The following is a 14,283-nucleotide window of genomic DNA, read 5'->3' as shown; positions in this document are numbered from 1 at the left end:
AACCCATGGCAGACAATCACTATGACGCAATCGTCGTTGGCTCCGGCATCAGCGGCGGTTGGGCGGCAAAGGAACTGACCGAGAAGGGCCTCAAGGTCCTGATGCTGGAACGCGGACGCAACATCGAGCACGTCAAGGACTACGTCAACGCGATGAAGGAGGCGTGGGATTTCCCGCACCGCAACCGGCCCACCCAGGCGATGAAGGCCGACTATCCGGTGTTGATGCGCGACTATGGCCTGGCCGAGAACCTTGAAGGCATGTGGGCCAACGAAAAGGAATCGCCTTACACCGAGACCAAACGATTCGATTGGTTCCGCGGCTATCACGTGGGCGGGCGGTCACTGATGTGGGGCCGCCAGAGCTATCGCTTCTCCGACCTGGATTTCGAGGCGAACCTCAAGGACGGCATCGCCACGGATTGGCCGATCCGGTATGCCGACATCGCACCGTGGTACGACCATGCGGAGAAGTTCGCGGGCATCGCCGGCACCCGGGAGGGGCTGGATGTGCTGCCCGATGGCGAGTTCCTGCCGCCGATCCCGTTGAACATCGTCGAGAAGGACGTGGCCGCGCGGATCCGGAAAGCCTTTGGCGGAACGCGCCATATGATCCACTCGCGCACTGCCAACATCACCCAGCCCATGCCCGAACAGGGCCGGGTCAACTGCCAGTACCGCAACAAGTGCATCCTGGGCTGCCCTTTTGGCGCCTATTTTTCGACCCAATCGGCGACGCTGCCGGCGGCGATGAAGACCGGCAACCTGACATTGCGGCCGTTTTCGATCGTCAAGGAAGTGCTCTATGACAAGGACCGCAAGCGTGCGCGCGGCGTGGAGATCATCGACGCCGAGACGGGCCAGACCTACCAATACACGGCCAAGGTCATCTTCCTCAATGCGTCGTCCTTCAATTCGACCTGGCTGCTGATGAACTCGGCGACCGATGTCTGGGACGGTGGGCTGGGCTCCTCGTCCGGGGAACTTGGGCACAACGTGATGGACCATCACTTCGGCGCGGGCGCCTCCGGCCGGGTCGAAGGGTACGAAGACAAGTACTACTTCGGCCGTCGCCCCTGCGGCTTCTACATTCCCCGTTTCCGCAACGTCGCTGCGGACAAGCGCGGTTACCTGCGTGGGTTTGGCTATCAGGGCGGTGCCAGCCGCAACGGGTGGTCACGCGAGATCGCCGAGCTGAACATCGGTGCCGACCTGAAGGAGGCGCTGACCGTCCCGGGTGACTGGCGCATCGGCATGACCGGCTTCGGCGAAATGCTGCCGCACCACGACAATACGATCCGCCTGGACGCCGAGCGCAAGGACAAGTGGGGCCTGCCGGTGTTGGCGATGGACGTGTCCATGCGCGCGAACGAAAAGGCGATGCGCAAGGACATGGCCGCCGATGCCGCCGAGATGCTGGAGGCTGCCGGTGTGAAGGACGTGGAGATGCACGACAACGACTACGCCCCGGGCAAGGGCATCCACGAAATGGGGACCGCGCGCATGGGCCGTGACCGCAGAACCTCCGTACTGAACCAGCACAACCAGGTCTGGGATGCGCCCAACGTCTATGTCACCGACGGTGCCTGCATGACCTCCAGCGCCTGCGTGAATCCTTCACTGACCTACATGGCACTCACCGCGCGCGCTGCCGACCACGCCGTGCGCGAACTGAAAGCGGGGAACCTCTGATGGATCGCCGCGAACTGCTGAAGATGATCGTCGCCGCCACCGGCGCGGCCATGATCGGCCTGCCCGCGCTCGTCCAGGGGCAGGCGTCCGCCGCAGGGATGAAGACGCCTTTCTCCGACGCCGATGTAGGCACGCTGGATGAGATCGCCGAGACCATCCTGCCGCGCACCGCAACGCCGGGCGCGAAGGACGCCGGTGCCGGTCTGTTCATGGCGCGGTTCGTCACCGACTGCTACACGGCCCGGCAGCAGGCGACGTTCCGGGCCGGCCTGGCCGATATCGACAAACGCGCGGGCGGCCGGTTCGTTTCGCTTGCGCCGCAGGCCCGCACCGAGCTCCTGCGCGCGCTGGATGCAGAGGCCAGGAAACACGCGGTCGACGTGACCGAGACCGGCACCGCCGAGGAAGGAGAACCGATGCCGCACTACTTCACGATGATCAAGCAGCTCGCCATCTTCGGCTTTTTCACCTCGAAGGTCGGCGCGACCGACGTGCTGCGCTACGTCGCGGTACCGGGTCGCTACGACGGCGATCTGGCCTATGTGCCTGGCACGCCCGCCTGGGGGACCAGCTGATGAACCGTACCCCGTTGATCAGGTCTCTCCACGTCGCAGCGGGCCTGCTGGCCACCGCATCCGTGTTTGCGCAGGCCGATACCGATCCCGCACGCGATCCAACCAGGACCGAGGTGTGGACGCCCGTGCCTGCCGTAGTGTCCGCGCCGCCGGGCAAGGCGCCTTCCGATGCGATCGTGCTGTTCGACGGCAAGGATGTGTCTGCCTGGGAGGCGGAGCAGGGCGGGCGCGTGCCCTGGCGCGTGGCCGATGGCGCGCTCACGGTGGTTCCGGGTAGCAAGGGCATCCGCACCCGGCAGCGCTTCTGCGACATCCAGCTGCATGTCGAGTGGCGCACGCCCACCGACACGAAGGGGTTCGACGGTCAGAACCGGGGCAACAGCGGCATCTTCCTGCAGGAGCTCTACGAACTGCAGGTGCTGGACAGCTACAACAACCCGACCTACGCCAATGGCCAGGCCGGCTCGATCTACAAGCAGGCCATGCCACGGGTGAATGCCTCACGTGCGCCGGGCCAGTGGCAGGCCTACGACATCCTCTGGAAGGCGCCGCGCTTCTCGCCGGGCGGCGGGCTCATCTCGCCCGCGCGCATCACCGTGCTGCACAACGGTGTCCTGGTGCAGGACGACACCGTGCTCTCGGGCAAGACCGAGTACATCGGCGCACCGTCGTACGCGCCACACGGGTGCGCGCCGCTCTACCTGCAGGAGCACGATGCCAAGGTCAGCTACCGCAACATCTGGGTACGCGAACTCTGACAGCGCAGGGCCGGCGCCAGTGCCGGCCTGCTACTTCGCCAGGTAACTGCTGATGTCGTCGATCTCCTGCTGTGACAGGTGGGAGAAGGGCGGCATCAGCCCGCCACCCTTGCTGATCTTCTCCTTGATCTGCACCGGCGTCATCCGCTTGCCGATATCGGTCAGCGCGGGGAACGCGCCGGGCATGCCCGCACGGTCCGCGCCATGGCAGGCCGTGCAGTGGCTCGCGTACAGCTTCGCGCCCGCCGCGGGGTCGTCCTTGGACCACGCCGCCGGCGCATGCGTTGCCGCCCACAGGGCCAGCGTCAGTATCAGGGTCGTTTTCAAGCAGGGCTCCTTTGCGGGCTAGCGCGGTGCGCGGGCGGGCAGGCTGACGGTCAGGTGGTCGCGCAGGTAATCGGCACCGGTCTTGATGACCTTGGCAGGATCACGGGGTTGGTCGTGTTCGATGATGTACCACTGCACACCCGAACCCGCCGCCGCCGGCAGGATCGCGTTCCAGTCGAGCACGCCCTGACCGATCGCGGCGAAACCGCCTTCGTCTTCGGCCTGGCCCTTCGGCGCATTGTCCTTGGCATGAACGGCGAACAGCCGGCCGCGGAACTTGCCCAGCATCACCGCCGGGTCGTAGCCGGCGCGTGCCACCCAGGCAAGATCCAGCTCGGTCTGCAGGTCAGGCCCGGCGGCGGCGAACAGCAGTTCCAGGCCGGTCCTGCCATTGAAGTCGACCAGCTCGAAGTCGTGATTGTGGTAGGCCAGGCGCATGCCCTCAGCCCGTACCTGTTTGGAGATCCGGCCCAGTTCCTGGCCCAGTGCGGTCCAGCCTGCAGCGTCTGTCGGCCGGTCCTTCGCATCCAGGTAAGGCACCACCAGCGTGGTGTTGCCGATCGACCGGTTGAAGGCCACCACGCCGGGCAGGTCCTTGCGCAGCTCGGCCAGGGGCACGTGCGACGAAATCGCCTTGATCGCGTATCGGTCCAGCAGCTGCTTGAGTTCGGGGGCGCTGACGCCCTGCGTGCCCACCGTTTCCACCGCACCCACGCCCGCGTCATGGACGATCTTCAACTGCTGGTCGAGCGAGCCGGCGTTGCGCAGCGAGTACATCTGCACTGCGATGGGCTTGTGCGGGGTGGCCATGTCGTGCGCGAAGGCGGGCAGGGCAGCGAGCAGCAGGGCGAGGATTGCAGTTCCGCGAACAGAGGTGTTCATCAAGAAGGTCTCCCGGGATTCAGCCGATGGTGGTCCAGGCACGTGTCCTGGCCGATGCAATGACGCGGTCGACGATCAGCGCCGAGCGCACGCCGTCTTCGAAGGTGGGCAGACCTTGCGGCTGCTCGCCTTCGATGGCGCGATAGGTGTCGGCGACAAACGCCTCGAAACACTGGGCGTAACCCTGCGCATGCCCGGCGGGCAACACCGACAGCCGGCGTTGCTCGGCACTGCCGGCGCCCGGCCCACGCACGAAGACTTCCTCGCGCTGGTCGGGTCGGCCGATCCACAGCCGTTCGGCGTCTTCCTGGTTGAACGCCACGCTGGCCCTGGCGCCATCGATCTCGAACCAGAGGCGATTGTGGCGTCCGGCCGATACCTGGCTGACCGTGAGCGACGCCAATGTGCCTGCACCGGTCCGGAACATCGCTGCCGCCACGTCCTCGCTCGCAACCGCCTGCATCGCGCCGCCGGCCACCGCCGTGGTGAAGCTCTGCCCGGTGTCGGTGCTGCGTTCGGCGATCACCGTGGCGAACGCCGCGCTGACCTCGGCGAAGCGCTCGCCGCTGACCCATTCCACCAGGTCGCACCAGTGCGAGCCGATATCGGCGAATACGCGCGACACGCCGCCCAGTGCCGGGTCCACGCGCCAGTTGTTGCTGGCCGGGTCCAGCAGCCAGTCCTGCAGGTAGCTGCCGTGGATGAGGTGCAGCGGCCCCAGTTCACCCTGTGCGATGCGGGCGCGGGCCTCGCGGATCACCGGGTGGTAGCGGTAGACGAAGGGCACCGTGGCGACCAACGCGTTCGAGGCAGCCAGGGCAGCCAGGGCCTGGGCGTCTTCCAGCGTCGTCGCCAGCGGCTTCTCGCAAATCACGTGCTTGCCCGCTTCCAGCGCGGCCTGCGCCATGCCGCGGTGCAGATGGTTGGGCGTGCAGACGTGCACCACCTGCACCTGTGGGTCGGCGACCACGTCCTCGATGTCCCGATAGGCACGCGGCACGCCCCACGCCTGCGCCACGTCGCGGGCGCGTTGCGGTGACGAGGCGGCCACGCCACGGATCTCCGCACCGGCCAGCAGCGCCGCGCGACGGTGCACGGCGCCGATCATGCCGGTACCGACGATGGCAATTCCAAGCTTGGGCATCGGGTGCGGTCCTCAGGGGGTGGAAGGGGCGACCGCGACCACCGGCCGGTCGCGGAACAGCAGCAGGAAGGCGATCAGCACGACCAGCGCCACACCTGCCGGGAACAGCCAGATCTTCTGCCAGTCCGGGCCAGCTGCGGTGGTGTAGTGCTCCACCACCGCGCCGGACAGGAACGTGCCGATCAGCATGCCCACGCCATACGTGGCAAGGGTGATGAAGCCCTGCGCGCTGCTGCGCGCGGCCGGGCCAGCATGCGCATCGGTGTAGATCTGCCCGGTGACGAAGAAGAAGTCGTAGCAGATGCCGTGCAGCACGATGCCGATCACCAGCAGGGAGAAGCCGCCGCCTGCATCGCCAAAGGCAAACAGGACGTAGCGCACTACCCACGCGGCCATGCCCACCGCCAGCATCGTCTTGACCCCCAGCCGCACGAACAGGAACGGCATGGCCAGCATCAACAGGACCTCGGACACCTGGCCCAGCGATTGCAGGCCGGCGGCGCTGCGCACACCCAGATCGTTGAGATACGGGTTGGTGAAGTTGTAGTAGAACGCCAGCGGGACGCAGATGGCGATGGAGGACAGGAAAAAGACCAGGTAGGCGCGCGACTTCAGCAGCCGCAGCGAATCCAGCCCCAGGATCTGCCCCAGACCGGCATCGCGCTGTTGGGCCAGCGGCGGCGTGTGCGGCAGGGTGAATGCATACAGGCCCAGGGCCAGCGACGCCATCGCCGCCATCTGGAACGTCAGCTCCAGCCGGTGTGCCTGTTCCCAGCCCAGCCAGCCGATCAGCACGCCCGCCACGATCCAGCCGACGCTGCCGGCCACCCGCACCAGCGGGAATTGTTTCTCAGGCGATTGCATGTGCCGCATCGCCACGCTGTTGGCCAATGCCAGCGTCGGCATGAACAGCAGCATGTAGCCCATGACGCAGGCGAAGAACATGCGGAAGTCGGTTGCCGTGGACGCCAGCCACATCAGCACCGCACCGGCCAGGTGCAGCACCGCGAGGATGCGCTGCGCCGCGAAGTAGCGGTCGGCGATCAGGCCAACCAGGAACGGCGCGACGATGGCGCCGATGGACTGGCTGAGGAAGGCCGTCGCCACCTGGCTCGCACTGGCCTGCAACGGCCCCTGCACCAGGTACGTTCCCAGGGTCACGAACCACGCGCCCCAGATGAAGAACTGCAGAAACATCATCGCGCCCAAGCGCGACATGGTGTGCGTCATGGCTTGCCCTCCCAGGCAGTGATGGCTCAGATCCCCAGCATGCGGCGTAGTGATCCAGGATCGGTGCCGCTGTCGGCAAAGTCGTCGAAGGCGCGCTCGGTCACGTGGATGATGTGGTCGCGGATGAAGGCGGCGCCCTCCCGCGCACCGTCTTCCGGGTGCTTCAGGCAGCACTCCCACTCCAGCACCGCCCAGCCGGGGAAGTCGTACTGCGCGAATTTCGAGAAGATCGCCTTGAAGTCGATCTGCCCATCGCCGAGCGAGCGGAACCGGCCCGGACGATCGATCCAGTCCTGGTAGCCGCCATACACCCCACTGCGCGCGCTGGGGTGATACTCCGCGTCCTTGACGTGGAAGATGCCGATGCGCGCGTGGTAGCGGTCGATGAAGCCGAGGTAGTCCATCTGCTGCAGCAGCAGATGGCTGGGGTCGTACAGGATCTTTGCGCGGGGATGGTGGTCCACCACGTCGAGAAAGCGCTCGAAGGTCGCGCCGTCATGCAGGTCCTCGCCCGGGTGAATCTCGAAACACAGATCCACACCGCAGGCGTCGAACGCATCCAGGATGGGGCGCCAGCGGCGGCCGAGTTCGACGAAGGCTTCTTCCACCAGTCCGGACGGGCGTTGCGGCCAGGGATAGAAGTAGGGCCACGCCAGTGCGCCGGAGAAGGTGGCATGCGCCGTCAGGCCCAGGCGCTGGCTGGCCTTGGCCGCCAGCAGCAGCTGTTCCACCGCCCAGGCCTGGCGGGCGGCCGGATCGCCGCGCTTGTCCGGCGGCGCGAAGCCGTCGAACAGGCTGTCATAGGCCGGATGGACGGCAACCAGCTGCCCCTGCAGGTGGGTGGACAGCTCGGTGATCTGCAGGCCATGCCCGGCCAGCATGCCGGCGACGTCGTCGCAGTAGGCCTGGCTGCGCGCCGCCTCGGCCAGATCGAACAGGTGGGGCGCGCTGGTCGGTACTTGTACGCCAGAATAGCCCAGCCCCGCGGCCCAGCCGGCCAGCGTGTCCAGCCGATCAAAAGGAGGTGTGTCGCCGATGAACTGCGCCAGGAACAGCGCTGGACCCTTGAGCGTTTTCAAGAGGATTCGCCCTCGATGCAATCGATTGCATTATCCTAGCAGGGGCATTCGAAAGAGCCGTTGTGCACTGCACAGCGGAAGGAAGAGGTAACCCCATGGCCACCATCTACGACATTGCAAAGCACGTCGGCGTCTCGGCCGGCACGGTGTCGCGGGCGCTGTCCCGGCCGGAGAAAGTGCTGCCGGCCACGCGCGCGCGCATCGAGCAGGCGGCCGCCGCGCTGGGCTATGTCCCCAACACGGTGGCCAGAACGCTCAAGACCCAGCGCAGCGGCAAGATACTGGTCACCGTGCCGGACATCGCCAACCCGTTCTTCGCCCAGATCCTGCAGGGCGCGGAGGACGCGGCGCAGGCCGTTGGCTACGCCGTGCTGTTGGGCGATACCCAGAACCTGCCCGAGCGCGAGGAACGCTACGCGCAGATGCTCCGGCGCAACGAGGCCGACGGTCTGATCGTGCTGGGGCATCGCCTCCCGCCTACGGCACGTGACATCGTCCAGCAGCAGGGCAGTGCCGCGCCGGTGGTCAACGGCTGCGAGTTCGATCCCGCGCTGGGCATTCCCAGCGTCCACATCGACAACGCGGCTGCCGCGCGCGCGGTGATGGACCACTTGTATGGCCTGGGACACGAACGCATCGCCGTGGTCGGCGGGCCGCCGGACAATCCCCTGCACCAGCAACGGCTGGAAGGGGTTCGGGCCGCCGGCAAGGCGCGCGGTCGCCTGCGTCACCTGAGCGTTGTGCCGGGTGACTTCTCGGTGGAGTCCGGCCATGCGGCCGGGATGGAACTGCTGGCCCGCGCGTCGGTGCCGACGGCGGTGTTCTGCTTCAGCGACCAGATGGCGCTGGGCGTGCTGGCGGCCTGCCGGGATCTGGGCATCGGCGTGCCCGATGACCTGTCCGTCGTCGGCTTCGACGACCTGGCGTCGTCGCGTTACCTCACGCCCCCGTTGACGACCATCCGGCAACCCATGCGGGAGATCGGCGCCCGCGCGGTCCACCTGCTGCTTGCCATCATCGAACGTGTTGATGTGCCGCTTCAGCAGACCCTGGAATTCAGCTTGATGGTGCGGGGCTCGACGGCTGCGCCGGTGAGCAGGTAATGGCAGGGGCCCAGGCGCGGTAGAGCCACCCCATGGGTGGCTGCTGTTCCGACCTGCACCACGTGGAGCTACCCGTGGGGCGGGGGCAGCACGATAAGATCACTCGAACAGCCACTACGGAACGGTGTGCAATCCCATGGAGAGGAGCGCAGAGCGATGGCACGACAGGTTGCTGCTTTCCTGACCCTGCTGGCCCTGTCACTGGCGGCCGCGTATTTTCTGCAGATTGCGATAGTGGCCAAGGGCCGGTTCGAATTCGGCGTGGCGGACATCGTCTCGTGCGAATCCGGACTGCTGTTCGCAGTGGCGGCAGGCTTGATTTCCAGGCGCTATGGTTTCGCCGTGGTGGTCGGCGTGACGTACGCGGCCTTCTGGGCATCGGCGATCTACCACCTGAATACATCCACCGGCGGCGGTTGGGTCTTGGAAATTCTTTCGGTGAACGCAGTGAACATTGCCGCATCGGTGCTCGCCGGTATCGCGGGCGCGTGCCTCGGGGTATTCCTTCGCAACCGCAACCGGGCGCGACCGTGAGTAGCCTGAAGCGACGCAGCGCTGCGCTTGGATGGAGCCTGCTGCTGGGTTGGATCGCCCTGCCGTGGCTACTGGCGCGGGCGGACCACCTGGCGTTGTTTGCGCTCCATCAGCTGTACCACCTTCCGCTCGCGGCGTGGATCGGCGCACCTTTCTTCCGTGCCGACAGCGAGGTGATGTTCGTTGTGCAGCCTGCGGGTCGGGTGTTGATAGGCCTGTTCTACCTGGCGATCGGCGGTGCAATCGCGCTGGTCGGCCAACGACGGAAAAAGCGCACCGGGTGACCACCTCGCAGGTAGCCTTGGCCGCCGGCGGGCAAGCGCGCTGCGCATGCCGGGTGGTGGGTCACGTGCGGGTCACCCGCCCTGCCATCGGCATCCACTACCATGGGCCGACCCCGCCGGATGCTCCCCCATGTCCCTTGTGATCCCCACGTTACCCAGGCCCCCCACCGCCCGCATCGCCGCCTGGTTGCTGATGCTGCTGGGCATGTGGCTGGCGTTGAAGCTGGGCCTGGTGGTGACGCTGCTGTCGGGCCTGCTGGTGTTCCAGCTGACCCACGTGCTGGCATCGGTGGTGGAAGGGCGGCTGCGGCCGGGGCGGGCGCGGGCCATCGCGGTGATCGTGCTGGCGGCGGTGATCATCGGCGTGCTGGTGTTGGCCGGCATCGGCGTGGCGGCGTTCTTCCGCAACGAGACCGGCGGCCCGGACGTGCTGCTGGCGCGCCTGATGGACATTCTCAATACCTCGCGCCACCAGGTGCCGGCGCTGCTGCAGCCCTATATTCCGGAAGACCTGACGGCGCTGCGCGCGGCACTGAACGACTGGGCCGCCGAGCACCAGCGCCAGTTGGGCGTGGCCGGCACGTCGGTGGTGCAGGTGAGCGTGCGGGTGCTGATCGGCATGGTGCTGGGCGCGATGATCGCGCTGTACGACGAACTGCCGCTGCCGAAGATGGGGCCGCTGGCGCAGGAACTGATCGGCCGCACCTCGCGGCTGGCTACTGCGTTCCGCCAGGTGGTGTTCGCGCAGGTGAAGATTTCCCTGCTCAACACATTGTTCACCGCGATCTTCCTGCTCGGCGTGCTGCCGCTTTTCGGGGTGCACGTGCCCCTGTCCAAGACCTTGGTGCTGATCACCTTCCTGGCCGGTCTGTTGCCGGTGGTGGGCAACATCATCTCCAACACCGTCATCACCATCGTGGCGCTGTCGGTGTCGTTCTACGTGGCCGTGGTCGCGCTGCTGTACCTGGTGGTGATCCACAAGCTGGAGTACTTCCTCAACGCGCGCATCGTCGGCGGCGAGATCCAGGCACGGGCCTGGGAGCTGCTGCTGGCGATGCTGGTGATGGAGGCGGCGTTCGGGTTGCCCGGGTTGGTGGCCGCGCCGGTGTTCTATGCGTACATCAAGCGCGAACTGCTGGACCAGCGCTGGATCTGAGCGCGACCGCGCAAACCCTGGGCGGCGCTACCGCCGGGTGATTTTGCTGCGGCGGTAGTCGGTGCGGTTGGCCTGGAAGCGGGCGATGCTCTGGCCCAGTTCGTCCAGCGCCCCGGCCGGCAGCCACAGCTGCTGGGTGCCGCGCGTCATCGCCGTGTACGCCGCACGCACCGGGTTGTGCGCGTAGCCCCGGCCGAAACCGGTGCGGAAGCAGCACATCGACATCGCCACCACCGCGAACTCGGTGTTCTTGGCATGCTCCACCAGCAGCAGTTGCAGCGTGGCGTCGTGGAACTCGGCCAGGCGCTGGCCCAGTTCGATGAAGCGGTCGCGGTTGTAGCCGCGCATGAACATGCGTGGGATCTGCGGCATGTCCTGCTCGTTGCATTCGGCCAGCAGCGCTTCCCAGCGCTGGCTGCTGCCGCCATGCGAGGTCATTTCGCGGTAGGCCTCTTCGCCGCGGTTCACCTCGCGGCCCACGCTGGTCAGCGTGTCGGGGTGGATGCCGAACGGGATGCCGGCGGCAGCCAGGCGCTGGGCTTCTTCCAGCAGCCGCCATGGGTTGCCGTAGACGCGCGCACCGTTGCCGGGAACCTCGTCCCAGCGGGTGTAGGTTCGGGTCAGCGTGGGCTGGTCGGCCGAGCCTTCGAACGGCCCGTCGAAGAAGCCGGTGGCGTCCAGCGCCACGGTCTCGTTGACCAGTTGCTCCACCAGCCGACCCTGGCGCACGGACTGGGCGATCTCCAGCTTCATGCCGGTGGCAAAGCGCGGCGCACGTCCCACCAGGCGCTGATTGGGGTCGCCCAGGCTGATCACCGACCCTTCGTAGCCGGACAGCAGGCCTTTCCAGGCCGGGCTCATGTCGTGGCCTTCATCGATCAGCAGCGTGCCCCACAGCGTCGGAATGCGCGCGCGATGGAGCGCCAGCCACTTGCCGATGTGGTCGACGTTGAGGCTGAGCAGGGGGGTCTTCTGCACGGCCGGGTCGAACATGCAGCGCCACACGTGCTCGGCGGCGGCGATGTAGGGGCCGGCATCGATCATCGCCCACGGCAACGCGCGGGCGAAGTGGCGCGGCTCCAGCCGCTCGGCGGGGGAGCGGCACCATGCGGCGATGCCGTCGAAGGCCACGCGCAGCACGCTGGTGGGGGCATGGTTGCCGATCGGCTGCAGGCCGATGCGCTGGGCGATATCCCGGAACGAGGCCTTGCTGATCTGGAAGGTCGGGCGGAACGCGGTGCCCAGAATGCCCTGGCGGAACGCGGCGCCGGCGATCTGGTTGGCGAAGCTGATCTGCGACAGGATCTCGATCGGCAGCGCGCCACTCAGCCGGCGCCGGAATGCCTGCACCTGGCTGGGGCGTGGCGCGATGTAGGTGTAACGCCGGGTCGCGCTGTCCAGCAGCTGCAGGATCAGGTGGGTCTTGCCCGCGCCTGCATAGGCGTCCAGGTCGATGTGTTCGTCATCGTTGGCCACGATCGCGCGCAGTGCACGGGCCTGCTCGGCGGTGTAATCGTGGGTGCGCTCGACATAGGCCGGTGCCTGCGCACTATCGATTCCGACGTCGTCGGGTTCTTCACCGGCGGCGTCGGTATAGAAACGGATGGTGTGCGGCTCCAGGGTCGTGCGGCAGGCCGCCTGGAACGGGTCGACCGGGTAGTCCGTCGGCGACATCCGGCAGAACTCGGCCACCACCGCGTCCGGGCCCAGCACCACGCTCTGTGCGGCCAACGCCTGCAACGCGTCGTTGAGCTGGCCAGGCATGCCGGCGGCCACGGCCTTGAACTGGGCATCGGCATCGTCGGGCTGCGCGGCAAACAGCGCGCAGGCCTGGTCGATCAGGCGGGTCAGCGCGGCGCTGTGATGGGCGCGCCCCTGGCACAGCGCTGCGGCGAACAGGCCGGCACGCTCCAGCGCGCTGGCCGGGATCTGCCCCACATCAAGGAACGCGGCAAGCGCTGTTTCGCTCAGCGGCAGGAAATACACGGGTTGGGTCGGCAGGGGCATTGCAGGGGCAGTCGGACGGCTGCCGGCACGGTAGCAGATGCACCCCGGCTGCGCGTGCAACCGGGGTGCGTTGGCTTATGCTGCGGCAGTGCCCGGCACCTGCCCGGGTCGCCGTGCCCCTTCCAGCATCACCCGGATCAAGGACCTGTCCATGTTGTTCTTCCTGCTGTTGCTGGCCATCACTGCGGTGAGTTTCTGGATCGTCTTCCTGGGCGGCGCCGAGCGCGTGCAGGGGCTGTTTTCGCTGCTCAGCTTCGACCTGGTCGACCTGTTCACCGAACCCCTGACCGTGCAGCAGGTGCGCCTGTGCACGGCGATCACCTGGTGCATCGCGGTGGTCATCATTGCGGTGGTCGGCCTGCGCTGATCACATCGCGCTGCCCACCGGGGTGATCCGGCGCGCGTCCTGTTCGGCCTTCACCTGGCGCCACCACGGCGTGCCGGGCTGCGGGGCGTCCAGGTCCAGGCGTTCGCCCATGCCCGGCGTTGCCAGCGGAATGGCGCGCTGCCGCGCCAGGGCGCTGACCCGTTCAAACGGCTCGTCCCACTGGTGCAGGGCCAGGTCGAAGGTGCCGTTGTGGATCGGCAGCAGCCAGCGGCCCCGCAGGTCCTGGTGGGCCTGCACGGTCTGCTCGGGCTGCATGTGCACGAACGGCCACTTGGCGTCGTAGGCACCGGTTTCGATGAAGGTGACGTCGAACGGCCCGTAGCGCTCGCCAATCTGGCGGAAGCCGTCGAAGTAGCCGGTGTCGCCGCTGAAGAACAGGCGCAGGCCGTCATCCAGGATCACCCACGACGCCCACAGCGTGCGGTTGCCGTCGCGCAGCCCGCGGCCGGAGAAGTGCTGGGCAGGGGTGGCCGCGAAGCGCACGCCGTCCACCTCGGTTTCCTGCCACCAGTCCAGCTGGCGCACGCGGTCGCGCGGCACGCCCCAGGCGATCAGCCGGTCGCCCACGCCCAGCGGGGTCAGGAACACATCGGCGCGGCTGGCCAGGTACTTGATGGTGGCGCGGTCGAGGTGGTCGTAGTGGTCGTGCGAGAGCAGCACGCCACGGATGGGCGGCAGGTCGTGCAGCGCGATCGGCGGGGCGTGGAAGCGCTTGGGGCCCATCCACTGCACCGGCGAGGCACGCTTGGAGAACACCGGGTCGGTCAGCCACCAACCGCCGCGCAGCTTCACCAGCAGGGTCGAATGGCCCAACCGGTACAGGCTGTGCTCGGGGGCACTGGCCAGCTCGGCGGCGGTGATCGCGCGCACCGGTGGGGGCGCGGGTGGCGTGGTGCCTGCGGGGCGGTCGAACAGGAATTCCCACAGCAGCTTGAGCGTACCGGTCACGGTTTCCTTGGGCTTGGGGGCAACGTTGGTGAAGTGGCCGTCGTGCATCTGCGGCGACTGGTCATTGGGGGCGATAGGCACGGTCAGGGTCATCCCGATAAGTACGGTGAGGGAGAAGGCAAGGGCAAGCAGGGGGAGGGTTCTCATGCGGTGCCTTCTGGTTTATGAGTGTGTACG

At 67.2% G+C, this 14,283-nt stretch carries 15 protein-coding genes; 8 read left to right on the top strand and 7 right to left on the bottom strand.

Annotated features, from left to right (window positions below; genetic code table 11):
* Positions 1–5 precede the first annotated feature (5 nt).
* From AC6CHL_RS18305 to AC6CHL_RS18295, 3 genes are read left to right on the top strand one after another with little or no spacing between them, the layout of a single operon-like run.
* The gene (locus tag AC6CHL_RS18305) at positions 6–1,691 is read left to right on the top strand and encodes a GMC oxidoreductase (protein ID WP_038689833.1); all 1,686 of its coding nucleotides are present in this window, start codon (positions 6–8) and stop codon (positions 1,689–1,691) included.
* Positions 1,691–2,266 carry a gluconate 2-dehydrogenase subunit 3 family protein gene (locus tag AC6CHL_RS18300; protein WP_498295676.1) on the top strand — a complete coding sequence of 192 codons (576 nt, stop codon included), beginning with the start codon at positions 1,691–1,693 and terminating at the stop codon, positions 2,264–2,266. Before AC6CHL_RS18305 ends, AC6CHL_RS18300 begins: the two co-directional genes overlap by 1 nt.
* A complete protein-coding gene (locus AC6CHL_RS18295; RefSeq protein ID WP_498295674.1) occupies positions 2,266–3,024 on the top strand; it encodes a 3-keto-disaccharide hydrolase in 759 nt (252 codons plus the stop codon). The genes AC6CHL_RS18300 and AC6CHL_RS18295 overlap by 1 nt, the downstream gene beginning before the upstream one ends.
* A gap of 30 nt (positions 3,025–3,054) precedes the next feature.
* Here the strand turns inward: AC6CHL_RS18295 and AC6CHL_RS18290 are convergent, their stop codons facing one another.
* The 5 genes from AC6CHL_RS18290 to AC6CHL_RS18270 are packed head-to-tail and all read right to left on the bottom strand — an operon-like array spanning position 3,055 to position 7,686.
* Positions 3,055–3,351 (bottom strand): c-type cytochrome, encoded by a 297-nt coding sequence (locus AC6CHL_RS18290; RefSeq protein WP_137188849.1) that lies wholly within the window; start codon positions 3,349–3,351, stop codon positions 3,055–3,057.
* An 18-nt stretch (positions 3,352–3,369) separates the two neighbouring features.
* The gene (locus AC6CHL_RS18285; RefSeq protein ID WP_498295673.1) at positions 3,370–4,233 is read right to left on the bottom strand and encodes a sugar phosphate isomerase/epimerase family protein; all 864 of its coding nucleotides are present in this window, start codon (positions 4,231–4,233) and stop codon (positions 3,370–3,372) included.
* A 19-nt stretch (positions 4,234–4,252) separates the two neighbouring features.
* The gene (locus AC6CHL_RS18280; RefSeq protein ID WP_498295671.1) at positions 4,253–5,377 is read right to left on the bottom strand and encodes a Gfo/Idh/MocA family protein; all 1,125 of its coding nucleotides are present in this window, start codon (positions 5,375–5,377) and stop codon (positions 4,253–4,255) included.
* A 12-nt stretch (positions 5,378–5,389) separates the two neighbouring features.
* Positions 5,390–6,607 (bottom strand): nucleoside permease, encoded by a 1,218-nt coding sequence (locus AC6CHL_RS18275; protein WP_137188852.1) that lies wholly within the window; start codon positions 6,605–6,607, stop codon positions 5,390–5,392.
* Positions 6,608–6,633: 26 nt separating this feature from the next.
* Positions 6,634–7,686, bottom strand: coding sequence for a sugar phosphate isomerase/epimerase family protein (locus AC6CHL_RS18270; RefSeq protein ID WP_498295670.1), 1,053 nt, complete (start codon positions 7,684–7,686; stop codon positions 6,634–6,636).
* 95 nt (positions 7,687–7,781) lie between these two features.
* On the opposite strand from AC6CHL_RS18270, the gene AC6CHL_RS18265 reads away from it, so the two are divergent.
* The 4 genes from AC6CHL_RS18265 to AC6CHL_RS18250 all read left to right on the top strand — a co-directional run bounded on the left by AC6CHL_RS18265 (position 7,782) and on the right by AC6CHL_RS18250 (position 10,763).
* Entirely contained in the window at positions 7,782–8,789 is a 1,008-nt protein-coding gene (locus AC6CHL_RS18265) for a LacI family DNA-binding transcriptional regulator (protein WP_498295668.1), read from the top strand.
* A gap of 156 nt (positions 8,790–8,945) precedes the next feature.
* Positions 8,946–9,323: a hypothetical protein gene (locus AC6CHL_RS18260; protein ID WP_498295667.1), complete on the top strand. Its 378-nt coding sequence runs from the start codon at positions 8,946–8,948 to the stop codon at positions 9,321–9,323.
* Entirely contained in the window at positions 9,320–9,607 is a 288-nt protein-coding gene (locus tag AC6CHL_RS18255; RefSeq protein WP_498295665.1) for a hypothetical protein, read from the top strand. Before AC6CHL_RS18260 ends, AC6CHL_RS18255 begins: the two co-directional genes overlap by 4 nt.
* Before the next feature lie 130 nt (positions 9,608–9,737).
* Positions 9,738–10,763 (top strand): AI-2E family transporter, encoded by a 1,026-nt coding sequence (locus tag AC6CHL_RS18250; protein ID WP_498295663.1) that lies wholly within the window; start codon positions 9,738–9,740, stop codon positions 10,761–10,763.
* A 27-nt stretch (positions 10,764–10,790) separates the two neighbouring features.
* Here the strand turns inward: AC6CHL_RS18250 and AC6CHL_RS18245 are convergent, their stop codons facing one another.
* Positions 10,791–12,770, bottom strand: a complete 1,980-nt coding sequence (locus tag AC6CHL_RS18245) for a hypothetical protein (RefSeq protein WP_498295661.1) — start codon at positions 12,768–12,770, stop codon at positions 10,791–10,793.
* A 151-nt stretch (positions 12,771–12,921) separates the two neighbouring features.
* Between AC6CHL_RS18245 and AC6CHL_RS18240 the strand changes: the two genes are divergently transcribed.
* Positions 12,922–13,137, top strand: coding sequence for a hypothetical protein (locus AC6CHL_RS18240; RefSeq protein ID WP_159496031.1), 216 nt, complete (start codon positions 12,922–12,924; stop codon positions 13,135–13,137).
* On the opposite strand, the gene AC6CHL_RS18235 is transcribed toward AC6CHL_RS18240, so the two are convergent.
* Entirely contained in the window at positions 13,138–14,199 is a 1,062-nt protein-coding gene (locus tag AC6CHL_RS18235) for an MBL fold metallo-hydrolase (protein ID WP_137190002.1), read from the bottom strand.
* Positions 14,200–14,283 lie beyond the last annotated feature (84 nt).

Source organism: Stenotrophomonas sp. GQ19 (genome assembly GCF_059758695.1).
Note: the sequence above shows the minus strand (reverse complement) of the source record. Positions and strands in the feature narration are given on the sequence as shown.

What these genes read in the sequence shown, in the direction of transcription:
- AC6CHL_RS18285 (WP_498295673.1), bottom strand. Translation starts at nt 4,233, where the DNA reads ATGAACACCTCTGTTCGCGGAACTGCAATCCTCGCCCTGCTGCTCGCT.
- AC6CHL_RS18245 (WP_498295661.1), bottom strand. Translation starts at nt 12,770, where the DNA reads ATGCCCCTGCCGACCCAACCCGTGTATTTCCTGCCGCTGAGCGAAACA.
- AC6CHL_RS18250 (WP_498295663.1), top strand. Translation starts at nt 9,738, where the DNA reads ATGTCCCTTGTGATCCCCACGTTACCCAGGCCCCCCACCGCCCGCATC.
- AC6CHL_RS18240 (WP_159496031.1), top strand. Translation starts at nt 12,922, where the DNA reads ATGTTGTTCTTCCTGCTGTTGCTGGCCATCACTGCGGTGAGTTTCTGG.
- AC6CHL_RS18305 (WP_038689833.1), top strand. Translation starts at nt 6, where the DNA reads ATGGCAGACAATCACTATGACGCAATCGTCGTTGGCTCCGGCATCAGC.
- AC6CHL_RS18260 (WP_498295667.1), top strand. Translation starts at nt 8,946, where the DNA reads ATGGCACGACAGGTTGCTGCTTTCCTGACCCTGCTGGCCCTGTCACTG.
- AC6CHL_RS18300 (WP_498295676.1), top strand. Translation starts at nt 1,691, where the DNA reads ATGGATCGCCGCGAACTGCTGAAGATGATCGTCGCCGCCACCGGCGCG.
- AC6CHL_RS18280 (WP_498295671.1), bottom strand. Translation starts at nt 5,377, where the DNA reads ATGCCCAAGCTTGGAATTGCCATCGTCGGTACCGGCATGATCGGCGCC.
- AC6CHL_RS18265 (WP_498295668.1), top strand. Translation starts at nt 7,782, where the DNA reads ATGGCCACCATCTACGACATTGCAAAGCACGTCGGCGTCTCGGCCGGC.
- AC6CHL_RS18235 (WP_137190002.1), bottom strand. Translation starts at nt 14,199, where the DNA reads ATGACCCTGACCGTGCCTATCGCCCCCAATGACCAGTCGCCGCAGATG.
- AC6CHL_RS18295 (WP_498295674.1), top strand. Translation starts at nt 2,266, where the DNA reads ATGAACCGTACCCCGTTGATCAGGTCTCTCCACGTCGCAGCGGGCCTG.
- AC6CHL_RS18275 (WP_137188852.1), bottom strand. Translation starts at nt 6,607, where the DNA reads ATGACGCACACCATGTCGCGCTTGGGCGCGATGATGTTTCTGCAGTTC.